Source organism: Desulfogranum marinum (assembly GCF_016918565.1).
GTDB classification, from domain to species: Bacteria; Desulfobacterota; Desulfobulbia; order Desulfobulbales; family Desulfobulbaceae; genus Desulfogranum; species Desulfogranum marinum.
Map to the genome: position 1 here is coordinate 1 of NZ_JAFFQD010000028.1, position 16115 is coordinate 16115.

The 16115-nt window shown below is 43.9% G+C and carries 16 protein-coding genes and 1 pseudogene; 1 reads left to right on the forward strand and 16 read right to left on the reverse strand.

Annotated elements, in window-relative coordinates; genetic code table 11:
• Positions 1 to 182 precede the first annotated feature (182 nt).
• From JWH17_RS15020 to JWH17_RS15030, 3 genes are all read right to left on the reverse strand, one after another.
• The gene (locus JWH17_RS15020) at positions 183 to 467 is read right to left on the reverse strand and encodes a hypothetical protein (protein ID WP_205223451.1); all 285 of its coding nucleotides are present in this window, start codon (positions 465 to 467) and stop codon (positions 183 to 185) included.
• 1 nt (position 468) lies between these two features.
• The gene (locus JWH17_RS15025) at positions 469 to 798 is read right to left on the reverse strand and encodes a transposase (RefSeq protein ID WP_205223452.1); all 330 of its coding nucleotides are present in this window, start codon (positions 796 to 798) and stop codon (positions 469 to 471) included.
• A 97-nt stretch (positions 799 to 895) separates the two neighbouring features.
• Entirely contained in the window at positions 896 to 2020 is a 1125-nt protein-coding gene (locus tag JWH17_RS15030) for a sulfotransferase family 2 domain-containing protein (protein ID WP_205223453.1), read from the reverse strand.
• Here JWH17_RS15030 and JWH17_RS24135 point away from each other — a divergent pair.
• Positions 2019 to 2171, forward strand: a complete 153-nt coding sequence (locus JWH17_RS24135; RefSeq protein WP_438941066.1) for an integrase core domain-containing protein — start codon at positions 2019 to 2021, stop codon at positions 2169 to 2171. The two genes, JWH17_RS15030 and JWH17_RS24135, sit on opposite strands and share 2 nt — an antisense overlap.
• 200 nt (positions 2172 to 2371) lie before the next feature.
• On the opposite strand, the gene JWH17_RS15040 is transcribed toward JWH17_RS24135, so the two are convergent.
• The 13 genes and pseudogenes from JWH17_RS15040 to gdhA form a co-directional block, all read right to left on the reverse strand.
• Entirely contained in the window at positions 2372 to 2683 is a 312-nt protein-coding gene (locus JWH17_RS15040) for a hypothetical protein (RefSeq protein WP_205223454.1), read from the reverse strand.
• A gap of 129 nt (positions 2684 to 2812) precedes the next feature.
• Positions 2813 to 3103: a hypothetical protein gene (locus JWH17_RS15045; protein ID WP_205223455.1), complete on the reverse strand. Its 291-nt coding sequence runs from the start codon at positions 3101 to 3103 to the stop codon at positions 2813 to 2815.
• A gap of 282 nt (positions 3104 to 3385) precedes the next feature.
• Positions 3386 to 3622 (reverse strand): annotated as a pseudogene (locus JWH17_RS24140) (IS66 family transposase); the annotation flags it as partial.
• Between the two features lie 460 nt (positions 3623 to 4082).
• Positions 4083 to 4427 carry a hypothetical protein gene (locus tag JWH17_RS15055; RefSeq protein ID WP_205223456.1) on the reverse strand — a complete coding sequence of 115 codons (345 nt, stop codon included), beginning with the start codon at positions 4425 to 4427 and terminating at the stop codon, positions 4083 to 4085.
• A 285-nt stretch (positions 4428 to 4712) separates the two neighbouring features.
• The gene (locus tag JWH17_RS15060; protein ID WP_205223457.1) at positions 4713 to 5339 is read right to left on the reverse strand and encodes a hypothetical protein; all 627 of its coding nucleotides are present in this window, start codon (positions 5337 to 5339) and stop codon (positions 4713 to 4715) included.
• Positions 5340 to 5375: 36 nt separating this feature from the next.
• Positions 5376 to 6953, reverse strand: a complete 1578-nt coding sequence (locus JWH17_RS15065; RefSeq protein WP_205223458.1) for a C39 family peptidase — start codon at positions 6951 to 6953, stop codon at positions 5376 to 5378.
• 59 nt (positions 6954 to 7012) lie between these two features.
• The gene (locus tag JWH17_RS15070) at positions 7013 to 7561 is read right to left on the reverse strand and encodes a sugar transferase (protein ID WP_205223459.1); all 549 of its coding nucleotides are present in this window, start codon (positions 7559 to 7561) and stop codon (positions 7013 to 7015) included.
• Positions 7562 to 7577: 16 nt separating this feature from the next.
• Positions 7578 to 8540 (reverse strand): UDP-glucose 4-epimerase family protein, encoded by a 963-nt coding sequence (locus JWH17_RS15075; RefSeq protein ID WP_205223460.1) that lies wholly within the window; start codon positions 8538 to 8540, stop codon positions 7578 to 7580.
• 117 nt (positions 8541 to 8657) lie between these two features.
• Positions 8658 to 11231: a hypothetical protein gene (locus tag JWH17_RS15080; protein ID WP_205223461.1), complete on the reverse strand. Its 2574-nt coding sequence runs from the start codon at positions 11229 to 11231 to the stop codon at positions 8658 to 8660.
• Between the two features lie 50 nt (positions 11232 to 11281).
• On the reverse strand, positions 11282 to 12655 hold the full coding sequence (locus JWH17_RS15085) for an ABC transporter ATP-binding protein (protein WP_205223462.1): 1374 nt from the start codon (positions 12653 to 12655) through the stop codon (positions 11282 to 11284).
• A 174-nt stretch (positions 12656 to 12829) separates the two neighbouring features.
• Positions 12830 to 13636: an ABC transporter permease gene (locus JWH17_RS15090; RefSeq protein WP_205223463.1), complete on the reverse strand. Its 807-nt coding sequence runs from the start codon at positions 13634 to 13636 to the stop codon at positions 12830 to 12832.
• Between the two features lie 288 nt (positions 13637 to 13924).
• Positions 13925 to 14662 carry an arginyltransferase gene (locus JWH17_RS15095; RefSeq protein WP_205223464.1) on the reverse strand — a complete coding sequence of 246 codons (738 nt, stop codon included), beginning with the start codon at positions 14660 to 14662 and terminating at the stop codon, positions 13925 to 13927.
• A 17-nt stretch (positions 14663 to 14679) separates the two neighbouring features.
• Positions 14680 to 16029, reverse strand: a complete 1350-nt coding sequence (gene gdhA, locus JWH17_RS15100) for an NADP-specific glutamate dehydrogenase (protein ID WP_205223465.1) — start codon at positions 16027 to 16029, stop codon at positions 14680 to 14682.
• Between the last annotated feature and the right edge of the window lie 86 nt (positions 16030 to 16115).

Below are 16115 nucleotides of genomic sequence, written 5' to 3' on the forward strand. Positions count from 1 at the left end.
CACACTGGATAATATGATCAATTTTTCGATCAAGACTTGTATCGTACATGTCTTTATAGCTCTCTTTCCAAGTCTGTGCTTTTTGCGCTGTCGCCATGGCATAACCTCCTGATTTTGCAGAACATTATACCACAAAGGCGCTTGTTTTTGAATTAAAAAACTAGCTTAACCATCTGAAATTATTAGCTAAATATCTTACTACGCAGTCGGCTTACGCATTCCATAAATGTCGGATGCACCCCTTCATGAGGGTTTGTCTTATAGAAGTCAATGATCCGTTGCTGTTCCCATTTCTCAATCCAAAAGTCACGAGGGATGAGTCCATTATGCTCATTGACCTTGCCGTAGCGATTCTGCCAATTAGCGTACTTTCCGGCAGTTAATCCAAGCCAACCTCGCAGGCGGCATGCAGGGATCTCTGCTCGCTCAACCCAGTATACGATGAAATCAACGATGCTATCACGCACATCATGGGGACCCCATACACCAATTAAAGTTCCCCAAGATTTTTTTTAATTTTATATATTCTTCCATCAACTCCGAGAGCACTTCGTTCTTGGTCTGCAACTTACTCTCAAGTCTTTCTATCTGCTCTGCTTTCTTGTCCTTTTTGCCCTTTCTAGGCTTTTGAAAAGCTGCAGCACCATTTTCAAAAAACTCTTTTTGCCATCGATAGAATGTTGTCGGTTGCAAGTTATGCTGATAGCAAATGTCAGATACCGGTATCTTATCAACCAGGTGGCGCTTGAGGATGGCGACCTTCTCTTCTGGTTGATAGTTATAACGCTTCTTTTTCATAAAAATCTCCTGTGGCTGAGTATGTTAACTCAGACATCGAAAATTACCAATTCCCGCTGAACCAATACAGGGTATTGACACTGTCACTCACCCACCATCACCTCGTCTCCTTAGATAATAAATCTACCAATCGTTTATCACCAGGATGAGCCTTACACGACAACTCGACAATCCTTTTCATCTGGCTCAACGATTTCAATCCTTTAGCGCTCTGGAATGCAAAGTAATAATATTTCATAGGTAGAAAGCAACGCTCCATCGCACGAGTTAGAATGTTGAAACTCTCTTTAAATCTTTTATTAATATAGTGATAACGTGCAATTTGAAACCATACACCAAGATCTTGCGAGTCAGTGTCGATTAATTTTTCAACGATACTTGAGAATGATTTTTCATCACCAAGTTCCATATAGCAGTCTGCTAGCATGGATCGTCCCCAGCTATCAAGGCATCTTTGAGACTCAAGTCTTTCTAGTTTTCCTGCAGCTTCATGAATACATTTACCTCTTTTCAGGTTGATAGCGTGCCCAAGAACACTTTCATGGTAAATGTCGGGGTATTTTTTTTTCAAGCTTACTAAGGTCAAATTATTTTTGGGGGGGATAGCTCTCGCTGTAATTTTTCCATAATTGTTGTATAATTCGTATTCATTTGCAAGAATCCTCTTAAGTTTTTTGTATAACGATGTACTCATATCAGCGAAGTTAAAACGAGATTTACTCCGATTGAGTTTCGTAGCTTTAATTAGAGAACAAAAATCAGAGGGCAAGAATTCACTAATGCAAGCAGCATCCTCCTCAATACAATCCAGACGCAGGATAGCATCGAAATCTTCAGCGCAACAATTCATTTGAAAATCCGGTAAATCACCGCTCTCAAAACGATCTACATATTCTTCGAAAGAAATTTTGCCAGTATAATACGTGTGTTTTGGATGCGTTTTGTCAGCTAAAGTTGGTCTTTTGTTGTATGAATAACCTGAAACAAATCGTTCAATTGGGTCTCTGACTATAGTTAGGGTCAGAAAATTTTGTCTTAAATTTTCTGAGAAGTACGCGTCAATTTCTTGGGGTATAGCATGTGTGCAAAGGGGCAAATTACTTATTGTATCTGGCCTAAGGAGTGCCACTTCAGAATTGGGAGTAAGGATGTTCTGTGCGCTTGTACTCCCGGTTTTGCGGGTGGCGATAAAGCAGAATCTATATTTACTTGATAAAAGCATGTGCAATTCCTATTGGCTGGTTACCAGATTTTTCTCTAATTGGATTGATGAGTATAATCGAGAGAGACCACACGAGTCACTGGGCAACCTGACACCTGTAGAATACCTGCAGGAAAATCAGTCGGAATTTTCATTGTACGGTTTCTCTTAAAGTCGTTATTACCAAAATACTCCAGCCAGTTTCTGGGGCTGTTGCGGCATCGATAGCGTTCTCATCACTACACCGCATTCTAGCCGATCAACCATGGCGTGCAACTCAAACCGCCTGTTGAAACAGTAGCAACCTCTGCAAGGGACCATGGCAAGGGGCGGGAGGGCACCACCAATGGGGAGCATCCGAAGTTTATGGAATTATTTAACAACCCGGATTCTCTTTTTCCGTGAAACTCGTTTGTCTTTGGCGTTTCTCTCGTATTCTTCAAAAAATGAATCAAATTTAGAATTATATTTGGCACAGCGCAGTTTCAAAATATTGTTGGCATAATCAACCTTCCACCAGGCCCCGGATCTTTTGAGACGAATATTACTAATGAACTTGTTGGAACTTTCAATTGCACCGCTACCAAGAGGATAACCACCTCGCCGCAACCGACCACATTCAAAGCTCTGAACAGTGGTAGTAATCGACAACTTGTCGACATTCACAGAAATACTCTTTAACACAGTTCCATATCCAATCGGCTCCATCACCTACAAAGCAGAGGCGAACCTTGTCGAGCGGGATGACACCCTGGTTTCTGAGGTCAGCTAAGAATCCTATAAATTCTTTGATATTGATGCCTTGATGCCAACTTAAAAGGTGGACGATCTTGTCCTTGTCAAGCAAGTAACCACGGATACCTTTTGCTTCTCGCCAGAAATGAGGTCGGCCCTTTTCTTGTGTCTTAACAGGAACCATGGTTCCGTCGGCAGAAAAAACAAAACTGGTTTCCGATGATTGTTTTCCGAAATATTTTCTATAATTTGAGTCACGTCATTGGCAGTAGGGATAATCTCGGCAAGGCTGACTTCTGAGGCGACTTGATTGGTAATTTTACACACCGTATCAGGAGAGATTTTGAAACGATAAATTTCGTTCATCATCTCTTCGGCCTCTTCAAAGGTTTCTTTGGCACCAAAGAAACCTGCTATTTTTTGAATATCATACTGGTATTTGCCATCTCTCAAATTGAGAACATCTTCACATGGAGTATGGACGGTCTTGCACTTTGAACAAGCGTAGTAGGGTAGTTAATCGTCATTGTTCCAACTGTGCTTACGCATTCTTTTTTATTTGAATATTTGTAACTACTCACCCGTATCCGATTCTTCAGATGGAATCGCCCCCGCTAATGCCAGTTGAATAGCGACAAGCGGATTGACTCCCTAGCATACCATGGTCTGCAGATAACTTGAAATTCGACAGTATGCCTTGGCATATTTTTCTTGTCGAAAACAACCTGATATCTTCTGTTTCACTTTTGCCATGGGAAGATCTCTTTCCGCCCTATTGTTGGCGAATGGAACATGGGGCTCTCTTGCGAAAAGCAATACCGCAGCCTCATGTTTCTTCAGCCCTTCCTGTAGATTGTGGGCATCGGACTTGGCGATCCTGTCACGGTTTCCTTTACTCGTGTATTGCCAACCTTACCAAAAACCTTCTTCCCTTTGCCGTTGCTTGTTGTGTCCGTAGTTGCAGTTTCGTCCATTTCGGTTTGTGATGATGGTAAGCTGGAATTTTTACTGTTTTTGCGGGTCTTCTTCTCCAGGAAAGCAGAGATATCAACTCGACAATAACCAGCAGGCTATTCATCACCACTCGTATTACCGCAATCACTTTACCGTCAGAACAGAGTTTATAGAAATCTTATTTTAGGCGATCAACTTCTTTGTGGATGCTTGTCTTGTTCATCGTTGCCATGGCCATACTATACCATGGCTTTTTTCGCACCCCTGAGCAACTCTGTGTGCGACGATTTCAGCCAGTTGCACCAAATTTGTTCGGCTTTAAATTTTACCCTCGAAAAAACTATCAGACTTTTTTTTATTTAAGGAGGTTTTTTCAGAGGGTATGAGCAGGTTACTAATCATCTAAATATAGATAGGCTATTTCACATGTAGGACTGCCAGTATAAATCCTTAATCCAATCGGCATTTGCTGAGAGATTGCAGTTAAAAGCATTGCATATTTACGATTAAAATTTGGGTCGTCACTAGGGAGGGTCACATATGCTCCACTAGGAGATGTGCAACCTAAAACAGATTCATCACCATCAGTCTCAATATATAACACTCCAGAAGAATGGTAGTAAATTCGATGAATCTTCCCATAGCATGTAGTTGAGGAACACGCAGCAAATAAATTTGATGCCATCATACCGCTAAATCCAATAAGAGCTAAAATGAACACAAATAATATTTTTTTCAACACTAATCCTCCAAGTTGATTATTTTTGCAATTTTTATCAAGGAACGGTTATAAAAACCCATAAAAAATTCGTTTTTTTGTAATAGTTGCAGATCAAAAGGAGATGTTTCCTGTCTGATTTTCAGGTAGAGACATACAAACTCTCGGTATCTGCGTCCTCGTTTAACGATCCTGCTGATAGTGACATTAAATGCTGCAAGTTTTGCAAAGGTTACCCGTTGCTTGCCCCAAACCAGTATTTCATCCCTTTTCCGATCAACTCCCTTGGCAAATCTTACAAGTGGCTTAAGGAAACAACAAATCATGGTTCTTTAGAGCAACGAACGAATCAATTAATTGGATAAAAGCCTTCTCAGATTTCGCGTATGGCTCCAAATCTGCAGCAAAACAGTAGCTTGTTGCAGTTATCCCACTGTTGGTTATGCTAAATTTACAGAGATGCTTATCATAGGCCCCCGACCCCAATAGTCTGAATTGACAAGCTTTACCGATTTCTGCAAGAAACAATATGACTCGCTCACCAAGCAGATACCTCCCATGGTATGAACTCGGACCTGCCCGAAAAACTGTGAGAATTTGCCCAGACTTACTTCCACTATTCCCTGGAATCGAAAGAGTTTTCTCCGACTCAAGTATTGGGACTGTTTCCAGAACGTTGACTGTTTGCCCGCAATTGCTTTGAGCGAAATATTTTTCTACATTGACTGTTATCTCAATAGTTTTTTCCACCTCTCCTTTTCCTGGAATGGTTTCCTCTGTTTTTTCTATTTTCCCGAGTACAATCAATTCAGCTTCCAAGACAAGCTTTTTAAATTCTATGATATTTAATGGAGGCAGAGGTGGTTGCATTGAATACACAAAAGTTTCACCGGCAAAAAAGACTGCCCCAGCACTCAATAAAACCTTTAGCATTATTGTTAAAAATCTCAATTGTCCGTTCACATTAATTTACTCGTCCTCAAGCAGAAGCATCAGCCATGGCATAATCGGTGCCCGAATCTGGGCTTCAGGAGCCCAGGTAACCTTGTCAACCCAGCCACAATCAGAAGATTCTGACACAGAACCATCTTTTGTGTATACCCAGCGTAAGACATGGGAGCCGGATGTGGTTATATTATGACGTTGCAAAGCCCAGCTGGTTGTGCCGCTGATCGCCCCTGTTTTTTCCTCACCGTCAATATAAAATCGTAGGTAATCATAGTAAAGTTCCGATGAAACTTGCCAATAAAAACTTATTGTACCTGGGCCAGAAACCACCGTCTCAAAATATGACTGCTGGCTGTTTCCTATAACACCACTCTGTGCAGCGTCTCCCCCATAATAAACTGTACTCGATTGACCATACCAACCAGCATTACCACCTGTTGACCAAGTGAGCGTTCTATTATCAAGGGACTCAGCCAGGGTACTAAGCTCTTCCTCTTGCAGATTAACAATACTTACCGAGAGCAGCTGCATGCCTGAATAACTGCCTCCCCAGGTCATTGTATGAGTATTGTAATCCCATGTATCATGGATATATACAGTATTGCTGGAATCGTCATAGCCCACACCGACAATAGTGTGTCCCTCAAGGTTAAGCATTAAAGGTCTTCCAGCATCTATCTCCGCCTTAAATTGTGCAAATGAAAACCCTCCGACGATAGTATTGTCAGTTTTTTGACTGTAACAGTCGGTTACTGTATAACCTCTTGCCTCATAAAAAAGTTTTCTCCCATAAGTGCCATCTCTGTCACTAATTCCTGACGAAGCCATTTCGCTACAGGTAAGAGGATTTGCTGAAGAACTCCAATTGTAGAAACTTGTTGCCCCGTCAGAGTTACCATAGGCAGATTGACTCGTCTTCATATAATCGCCAATAGCTTCCCCCCAGACATGCTGAGTCCAACTATTTGAAATGTACGGGTCATCAAAGTTATAATTATACTGAACCCAGTAATCATCGATAGAACCACGCGCTGCTCGAGCATCGACCCCCTTACGGGATGCAGCCAAGGGGAGATTAGGATAGGTGCTGTAGCCATCAGACCATCTGGGCCAAGAGCTGTTGTCCAGCGGCATAACTCCCCCATTAGTAGGTCCGGTATAGATATTGACATAACCTCTTCTGTCATAATATCCGGCAATCATTGCCCCAGACACCGACGAACACCCGAAAACCCAATTAAAAGCGGGAACAACTAGGGTTCTAGTGCCTAGCACCGAGTCTGAAACGGGAAGTGCAGTTGCCCTTCGCTCAATATCGAAACCAGGAGGGGGCACGGATGGCGCGTTAATTATATATACATCCACCAGGTCTGGGATCCCTGAGATAGAGATGGTTCTAGAAGTGAAATACTCGCTCTTTTCCAGGGAGGAAACGACACTGATAGAGGGGGATGACGTTTTGTTCGATAACTTTTCAACATTTTGTGCATGAGCACCACTGAGCAAGCCACAACCCGGTATACCGATAGACAATACGATTGTCACTATCATTAAGATAGTGAAAGCTTTGCTGCTATACGCAAGGTAATTTTGGTTCATTGCTCCCCCATTAAATTCAAGAAGTAAATTATACCTTTTCCTGACTAAGAACCTTGAGCTTAACGGATGCAATCACCGGTTCCCTGTCCTAATAATGTCAAAATAATATATCTAAAATATCGTGATACACTCATAGTTTCGTTCAGTTCTTGGTCTAATTTAGCTAAAATTTCAGGGGTTGACATATCTACCTTGTTTACTTGAGCCAGTCCTGTAACCCCCGGCAGGACCTTAAACACTCCTCGCCGTTCACGTTCTTCAATCAGCTCCAATTGATTATACAAACATGGCCGGGGGCCCACCAGGCTCATATCACCTTTGAGCACATTGATAAGTTGCGGTAACTCATCAAGCTTTGTTTTACGTAAGAAAGCACCAAATTTCGTAACTGCTTTACTTGCAACCAAGTGGGTAGCAACTGATTCAGTTTCCGGTAGCATTGTACGAAATTTGATCAAGTTAAACGGCTTCATATGACGACCAACCCGGGTCTGGAAAAATAGAGGTGAACCTGTATCAAAGTACCCGATTACAATGATGATAATCATGATAGGAGCCAGTAATAGTAGGCCGAAAAGAGAAAAAAACAAATCAATAAACCTTAACATTATAAACGAAACTTCCCTAGGAAGTGGTATCAAAATAGTCCTGAGCCGTTAATCTGAGACTTTCTCCAACCGTATTTGGTGGAGACCAGTCAAGGATTGATTTAGTCTTGGTTATATCCACCTGTAGCGAACCACACAGGCGTTGAACAGTAGATTGCCGACCAAACATTGCCGCAAACATCGCCAAGACTTTTGCAGGCATTGGAATCAACCTGTCGTTTCTACCGAGTGCTAGAGACACTTGTTGCAACAGCTCTGTTGTTGAAAGATCTTCCCCATCGCTGACTAAAAAGGTTTGATCGGCGGCGGCAGGATGATCTGTGCACGTTACGATTAAATCCAGAAGATTATCCAATGCCACCAAACTACGCCTGTTGCGGATGGCTCCCAACGGCAGAGGCATTCCTTTAGCCATCCAATGCATTAAACGTAAAAAATTGCCCTGCACCCCTGGCCCGTAAACTAAAGGGGACCGGATAATCACAATTTCCAAACCACTTTCTGCTGAAAATTGCAGCAATGCCCGCTCTGCTTCAAACTTTGAAACAGCATATGGAGTTGAAGGGGCAGGTTCGTCATCTGGAGTAAAAGGGACGCCAGTTTGGCTTATCTCACCGTTAACCTTTATAGAGCTTATATAGATAAATCTCTTTACGTTAGCTCTAACCGCCTGTCGCGCAAGGTGAATTGTTCCATCCACATTAACCGAACGAAATCGCGACAACGGATCGCCAGACACTCCTGGTACCACATCAATGCATGCGGCAAGGTGCACGATACAGTCAACGTGTAGTAATGCTTTCTCCCAATTAGTACTGGGACCGATATCACCTACGATACTCTGATCTAATGAACCGGGGAGCTTCGTGGACTTTTCAGTACGCACTGCAGCGCGTACTTTACAATGAGAATTGTGTAATTTTTCACATAATCCCCTTCCAATAAATCCAGTTGCACCTGTTACTAATATTTGCTTCACTTTTTTTGTTTAGGTTTTCCTCAAGCGCAGTTGAGTTGTAACCTTCATTAAAGATTTTTTTTTATAAACAGCCTTTGCAGGCTATTGGCAAACATACTCTGTAATAGACATGCTCTTTTATTTCTTAATAAACTCACTCAACGTCTGTTCGGCATACTCATTATACGAAACAAAATACTCCCTGTATTCAGCAATTATCTGCTCCCGCTCAGCCAACGCCTGTACAATCATCTCAAAAATAACATCAGAACGATCCGGGTAAGGAACCACCAACCTGGAATGCAAATAAACATTATCCTCAAAAAGGTGGGAGGTAGGACCCAAAAGACAGGGCACCCCAACTGCAAGGCTCTCCAGGGGCAACATCGGTGAGCACTCGCTCAAGGTTACATAAAGGTTCAGGTCCATACTTGCGAGGACCTTCGGCATTTCATCCTGGGGTACAGGTTCTTCTCTGTGCACCAGATCGAGCTCAAAATAACGGGCAAACTCAACTGCTCTCTCGGTTTGACCTACCACATGAACCTTAGCCCGGTCCAACATGGCAGCAGCTGCCAGCATGGCATAAGGTGTCTTTCTCCAGATGGGAGCCAAGGCCCAAAGCCCAATATGAGGAGTATCTCTTAATGGCCGCACCTTACCTTCCGGTACCCGCCTAACATAATTAGCAATAAAACCGGTTTTCGCCCCTGTTCGAGCCACAGCCTCTGCCATCCCTTTCTTGGCAAAGCCGAGCTTCTTGACCACCCCTTCCTTATGTAACCTGTTCATAGTTAGAAATGAATGCCAGGCGTAGTCTTCATCGGATTGCAAAAAACTACTATGCCAAAAAACATATATTTCGACATCCGGTGTCTTTACCTTAAGTTGCTGCGCCAATAATTCATAGGATAAAGGGAAGCCGCTGATAAGCACTTTCGTGCAACCAGAGCGCATCAGGAGATTTGCATAACGGCGCGCAGAGTACTCATTAAGGCTATCTTTAATAAGCAAACAATGCGGAACAAGATTTTCAGTGGAACTACGGACCCCTCTCCACTCAGGATTGGTAACAGCAACAATTTCAGGTTGCTCTTCAAGAACGGAGGACAACCACTTCCGGTCCTGTTTAGTCATATACACTTCCTGATCATTATCACCCTGAATGAGATCGACAAGGGCAATCTCCACCCGACCGCTTAACGGCGAATAGAGGTCAAAGGTATGTTCCCGGTCGTTAACGGTAACGGCAAGAATTCCACTCCAAGGGTGCTTCATAAACTGAAAACAGCTCTTTGCGGGAACATCAAAAATTGCACGGTCATTAGCAGAGAAAACCAGCCCTTGCTGATCTTCATCTATTACCTGTAGACATAAGGGGCCAGTATGGGACAACCGCTCCCATACCACCAAAGACGCACCGCTCTCCTCGGTAATATCAAGCAGCCATGCTTCATTTCCACGACACTGCTCGTTAGGGGTATGCTTTAACCTTATTTCAACTTTAATCCTTCCTGCGGTCGGTTGACCATCACCTTCAATTCTGATCTCTTGGCAGTCCGATTGGTTCGGTGGGGCAACCGTCGCTGTTAAGGGTTGCTCAATCCCAACGCCACTGCTTTTGCTGATGAAAATATTTTTTGCTCTCCTCGCCTTTTCGGCAAGTCTCCAGGCAAGGGTCTCTTTCATCTGTTTGATTTCGCTAACAGCTTGTGCCTGCTCCTGACGCAACCGGTCATTCTCGCCCACCAACTCAGCATTTTCGACAGTTACCGCCTCAATACGCTTGCGTACCATGGCGTTATCTTCCTGGTAAGCCTGCAGTTTCCTCTGCACCTCCTGGTGCCCATTGTATACAGAAACCACATGCTCAAGGTCATGGAACAAAAAGAAATCCTTTTCCTTGAGATAGCGCCGACCTAGCTCATTTAGTTCCGGAATCAACTGCTCATTTTCACCGTGGTCACACGCGGCCATCAAAAGGTTGACTGTTGCTCCCACCAGGCCAGCCCCCCCATCCGTTGCAACCTCACACCCAGTGTGGTGTTTCAATTTCTTATCAACAAACCCCTTGATTACTTCCAAATAATTTTCAGGAACAACATCATGCAACCCAAAGGTTCCTATGACTCGTTCAACTACACCGTCCGGTTCGTTGACTAACTGGTCAAAGGAGAGAAAAAGGCGTGGACAGCCACGGGTTACCCTCTCTGCAGTCAAACTGTGGTTCATCCACAGGTTCAATCCTTTGTTCAGCGAAAAACCATCCCTTGCCTCTAATGACCTCGCGACCTCCATGGGATGGCGGACCGGCAAGATACAGACGGGCTTGACGCGAGCCTCTTCACAGGCTTTTTGCCACAAGGGAAAAAGAATACTAATGCGAGGATCTTTGATGCTGAACACAGGCGAATCAGCAAACTCTTGCTCAAGAAATACTTGAATAGCCTCTTGAAAAGATTTGGTATCTTTGTGTTGCAACCATTCGTGGCCACAAAAAAATGGGTCATCCCATCGGGAGCCGAAATGTTTAATGATCTCCTCATTCAGCTCATACACCCGTTGATTCTCAAAAAAGCCTTTGGGGTTGTCAGCCAGGGGTTCCATGAGCTGCTCCCCTAACTCCACTCCGAGAATTTTCAATAAACCTGTCAACGCCGAAGTGCCACTCCGGTGCATACCGACAACAAAAATACAGGTTTTATCGATCATTTAGCTCTCTCCGCAAGCATAAGCCGGTCATAGGCACCCTTTCTTCAAAATCACTCATCAGTAACCTCGGGAAAACCAACAAGAGTTGTCAGCGCCGTGCAATGTTTGAGGTTGTCGCCTCGTACTCTGAACATGGCAATATCAATCTGCCGATCCAGGTAAAACTCCCCATCACTATCTTCTCCCAGGACGCCGGCATTGAGAAAATACACGTCAGGATAAAAAAGGCATTGAAAAGGAAATGTAACCTTAACCACTCTGCCTTCTGCAATGGTTCCACAGCCTGCTTTTGCCGAATCCGCAGAACAACCACAGATCTCAACCCCTTTGATCGTCTTAATCAACATCCCAAACTTAACCTTGTCGATACCCCGGTCAAACTTAACCTCATAAACATAAGAGTAGGATTTACCGTTTTCCAAGATATTCACCAGGTTTCCATGCTCATCTTCAAGCCTTGGGTTGAGGATGGTGCCACCTTTACGCTCATACTCAATGATGCTCACAGGAACCAGGTGCGGATCATAGTGTTCAGAAACTTCAGCGCTAGGACTTTGTGGGGCCTGTCGCTCTTGTCTTTTGCCTCCTACGCGTTCCCGACGTGGTTCCTCGTCTTCAAGGGGAAGAGCAAATCGATTTTCCAGCAACCGCATTTCGTTCTTCATTGCCTCAACCTTATCATCTGGCGCATAGACCATTTTCTGATAGCGGGACACCACTTGTTTTGGCTCTCCGGCAATCAGCAATTCGCCGCGATCCAACATGAAGGCCCTCGAGCAAAGCTCAACGATAGAGGTTGTAGAGTGACTGACAAATAAAATCGTTCCACCCTTTTCTTGTATCTGGTTAATCTTGGCGAAACATTTCCGTTGAAAGGCTTCATCGCCAACGGACAGGGCCTCATCAACAATCAAAATCTCAGGCTCTATGCTGATCGCCACCGAAAAGGCCAGACGGACAAACATTCCACTGGAGTATGATTTCACTGGCTGGTCAATGAAATCACCGATACTGGCAAAGGATAAAATATCATCAATTCGTGAATCGATTTCCTGCTGCGTTAACCCCAGGATTGAACCATTGAGATAAACATTTTGGCGCCCGGTGAATTCTGGGTTAAACCCAGCTCCAAGCTCCAACAGTGCAGAAATCCTGCCATCCACTACAATTGAACCTTTCGTAGGTTTAATGATGCCGCATATTATTTGCAACAAAGTAGACTTACCGCTACCATTTCTGCCGACTATCCCAATAGTCTCACCACGCTGTATCTCTAGCGAAATATTATCAAGCGCCATAAAGGACTGATAATAGGTCTTTCCCGAAGAAAAAAATGTTTCAACAATACGATAGATAGGTTTGTCGTACAATCGATATTCTTTTGTAAGATTATCTATTTTTATTACAGTTTTTTCTTTTTTCATCAATGTAACATTATTAAGGGGTATATTGAGCAATTAGAAATTTCGCTCGGCATCAAGAAATGCGCATAAACTTACGGGAAATAGTGCTGATATTTCTGAATTAAATATTTGCGTGCAACACCACGATCGGGCAAACATGGAAATCACTCCAGGATGCGTGTAGCGGATAAAGCTCTATAGTACATCAGCAAACTGGGGTTTAAGCTTTCTAAAGACATACGCTCCGCATAAAATTACAACACCTGTAAAAGCCCAAAAATATACCGTATACATTTTATGGTGCCAAAATGGCACGTAATAAATAAATGATTCTCTATACCCTTGCACAATATAGTAAACAGGGTTCAACTTTAGCCATTGTTGCAATTCTGGAGACATCATATTGATATCCCAAAAAATTGGAGTTCCCCAAAAACCAACTTGCAACACAAGCGCAACTACTTGTCCGACATCTCGAACAAAAACATTCAAGGAGGCACAGAACCAGGAAAAGCCAAGAGTCAGCACTGAAAGACAAAAGAGATAATAAACAAATTGCACTACATGAAACCCAATAGATATACCTTGCAAGAGTAAAAGTGCAAAAAGGATAGAAAGGAAAACAGCATGGGTAATCAAGCCAGATAAGAGTTTAACTACCGGTAAGATCTGTGAAGGGAAAAGTGTTTTTTTTACCAATGGTGCATTCCCCACAACCGCACCTGTGGATGCCATTATAGTCTCTGAGAAAAAAAACCATGGCGCCATTCCCGAGGTGAGCCAAACCACAAAGGGCACATCACCCATAGGTTTTGACTTGAAACCTACGCTAAAGACGAACCAAAAAACGCTTATCATCACCAGCGGTTTAATAAACGTCCAGATAAATCCAAGAAAAGAACCAACATATTGTTCAGCAATTTCTCTTTTAGCCATTGAAACAATCAAATATCGCTGTTTCAAAATCAGCTCAAGAAACCGACAAAAGCCTTTTATAATCATACAATCACACAGTGCTCTAACTGCTATAAAAAGTTAAGGAACAGGAGCCAATGGTAACCGGAATAACCTTGCAAAGATAAACCCAACCTTGCTGGTGGTTCAGTCTATTTGTATTGAGTCCACACTTATTTTTATATCTTATATTGAAAGGATAGAATGAACAGCGTGGGTACGGATACATGAAATACAATGGCACTGCAAGAGGTTTTAATGTGGTAACTAATTATCCTTCACCCTATTTATTTAATTGATTGCATTTACCGCGATTTTACACTGCAGGTCCGAACTTTATTGCTGCTCTTGCCATTCCCCATCAACAAACAACTCATGGGGCCGAAACCTTTTTTTATAATCCATTCCTGGAAGATCCTTAATCCAGTATCCCAGGTAGAGGTAATCAATTTTTTGATTTTTGCAAAAGTTGTTAAGATACAAGATGTTATATGTACCTAAGCTGCGCCAGCTCTGCTGCGGATCAAAATAAAAATAGACCGCATTCAGCCAGCCAAAGGATGCGTCCACCACCGCTACCCCGACGAGTTGGTCGTCTACCCGATAACGGATTTCGAAACAACGGGCAATGGTCGTAATAAAAAAACCCGTATAATACCCTTCTGCGTGATTATTGCTCTCAGGAAAACGCGTGGTTAAAAACGATTCCAGCAGGTTCAGGTTTTCCCTGGACATGGTCAAGGGAGCAATGCCCGCTGTTACATCCCTGTTTTTCTTCAGGACTCTTCGCTGATTACGGTTCGGACGAAATTTTTCCGGTCGGAGCCGAATAGGTACGCACAGAGAACATTCCGGGCAGTGCATGGTGTACATGCTGTTGCCGTTTCGCCTATACCCTTGAGCAAGAAACTTGCCCATGATCGCATCATCGAGCCAGCCGAATATCCCTTGATGGTAGACTGCTTTTTGATCCAAACCATAGGGGCAACGGGCGGCAACATCAACAAAATAATGACCTGCGTTACTCTTGCCGCTTTCACCATCAGTAGAGAAACTATTACCATTTTCATCCACAGCAATGATGCCCTCGACTACACTAGTCCCTGATCGAGCATGGCATTTACCACATTCACAAACCCGGCAATATTTGCTCCGGCAGCATAATTCCCTTGCAGACCGTATTCAGCAGAAGCATCCACACAGGTAGTATGGATACAATGCATGATCTGCTTCAAACGACTATCCACCTCCTCCCTTGGCCACTTCAAACGCATGGAGTTTTGCGCCATTTCCAGTCCTGACACAGCTACCCCGCCGGCATTGGCGGCCTTACTCGGCCCATACAGGATATGATTTTCAACAAAGATATCAACCGCACTTGGCGAGCTGGGCATATTCGCCCCCTCACACACAAGCTGCACCCCATTGTTGATCATGGTCTGCGCGTCTTTTTCGTTGATCTCGTTTTGAGTAGCGCTGGGCATGGCGCAATCAGCCGAATGCGTCCAAATCGGATTATAATCCAATCCAGGATCAGTCTCTACATAAATGGCCTGCGGATACTTTTCACAGTATTCTCGGATACGTCCACGACGAATATTTTTGATATCTTTTACATGCTCAAGCTTCTCCGCATCGATCCCCTCTTCATCAAAAATATAGCCTGACGAATCCGACAGGGTCAGCACCTTCCCACCCAGCTCCAAGAGCTTTTCCGCTGTAAACTGGGCCACATTGCCGGAACCGGAGACCAGACAGGTTTTCCCCTCCAAGGTTTCCCCACGGGTACCGAGCATTTCAGCAGCAAAGTAGACCACGCCGTACCCGGTTGCCTCAGGTCGAATCAAACTCCCTCCCCAGGCAAGACTTTTTCCGGTGAGGACCCCGGTGAATTCATTGCGCAGCTTCTTATACATGCCGAAGAGATAGCCTATCTCGCGGGCACCGACGCCGATGTCACCTGCCGGCACATCGGTATCCGGACCGATATGCCGTTGCAGTTCAGCCATAAAGGCCTGACAAAAACGCATAACCTCGGCATCGGAACGTCCCTTGGGGTCGAAATCCGCCCCTCCCTTACCACCACCCATTTGCAGCGTTGTCAGACTGTTTTTAAAAACCTGCTCAGAAGCAAGAAACTTAATAATGGAAAGCGTCACTGAAGGGTGAAAGCGAAGCCCACCCTTATACGGGCCGATAGCGGAGTTCATTTCCACCCGAAACCCGCGGTTTACGTGGACTTGTCCCTGATCATCCATCCATGGGACCCGGAACATAATCACCCTTTCCGGTTCGACTATCCGCTCCAGGATAGCCTGCTTCCGAAACTCCGGGTTTCTTTCCAGCACAGGCCGTACGGTTTCCATTACCTCTTGAACGGCCTGGTGAAATTCTTTTTGCTCAGGATCACGTTGAATGATCTTTGCCAGTATACTGTCCATTTCCTCTTAGTTCCCCTCTTATGCAGAAAATAAATCGTTCACCAGGTGCCATTATTTAACGGTGCCAAAAGAAGTGTGGGTGGATA

Excerpts from the sequence above, each read along its gene's own strand:
- JWH17_RS15025 (WP_205223452.1), bottom strand. The coding sequence starts at position 798 with ATGAAAAAGAAGCGTTATAACTATCAACCAGAAGAGAAGGTCGCCATC.
- JWH17_RS24135 (WP_438941066.1), top strand. The coding sequence starts at position 2,019 with ATGTGCAATTCCTATTGGCTGGTTACCAGATTTTTCTCTAATTGGATT.
- JWH17_RS15030 (WP_205223453.1), bottom strand. The coding sequence starts at position 2,020 with ATGCTTTTATCAAGTAAATATAGATTCTGCTTTATCGCCACCCGCAAA.
- JWH17_RS15045 (WP_205223455.1), bottom strand. The coding sequence starts at position 3,103 with ATGATGAACGAAATTTATCGTTTCAAAATCTCTCCTGATACGGTGTGT.
- JWH17_RS15060 (WP_205223457.1), bottom strand. The coding sequence starts at position 5,339 with ATGCTAAAGGTTTTATTGAGTGCTGGGGCAGTCTTTTTTGCCGGTGAA.
- JWH17_RS15065 (WP_205223458.1), bottom strand. The coding sequence starts at position 6,953 with ATGAACCAAAATTACCTTGCGTATAGCAGCAAAGCTTTCACTATCTTA.
- JWH17_RS15070 (WP_205223459.1), bottom strand. The coding sequence starts at position 7,561 with ATGTTAAGGTTTATTGATTTGTTTTTTTCTCTTTTCGGCCTACTATTA.
- JWH17_RS15080 (WP_205223461.1), bottom strand. The coding sequence starts at position 11,231 with ATGATCGATAAAACCTGTATTTTTGTTGTCGGTATGCACCGGAGTGGC.
- JWH17_RS15085 (WP_205223462.1), bottom strand. The coding sequence starts at position 12,655 with ATGAAAAAAGAAAAAACTGTAATAAAAATAGATAATCTTACAAAAGAA.
- JWH17_RS15090 (WP_205223463.1), bottom strand. The coding sequence starts at position 13,636 with ATGATTATAAAAGGCTTTTGTCGGTTTCTTGAGCTGATTTTGAAACAG.
- gdhA (WP_205223465.1), bottom strand. The coding sequence starts at position 16,029 with ATGGACAGTATACTGGCAAAGATCATTCAACGTGATCCTGAGCAAAAA.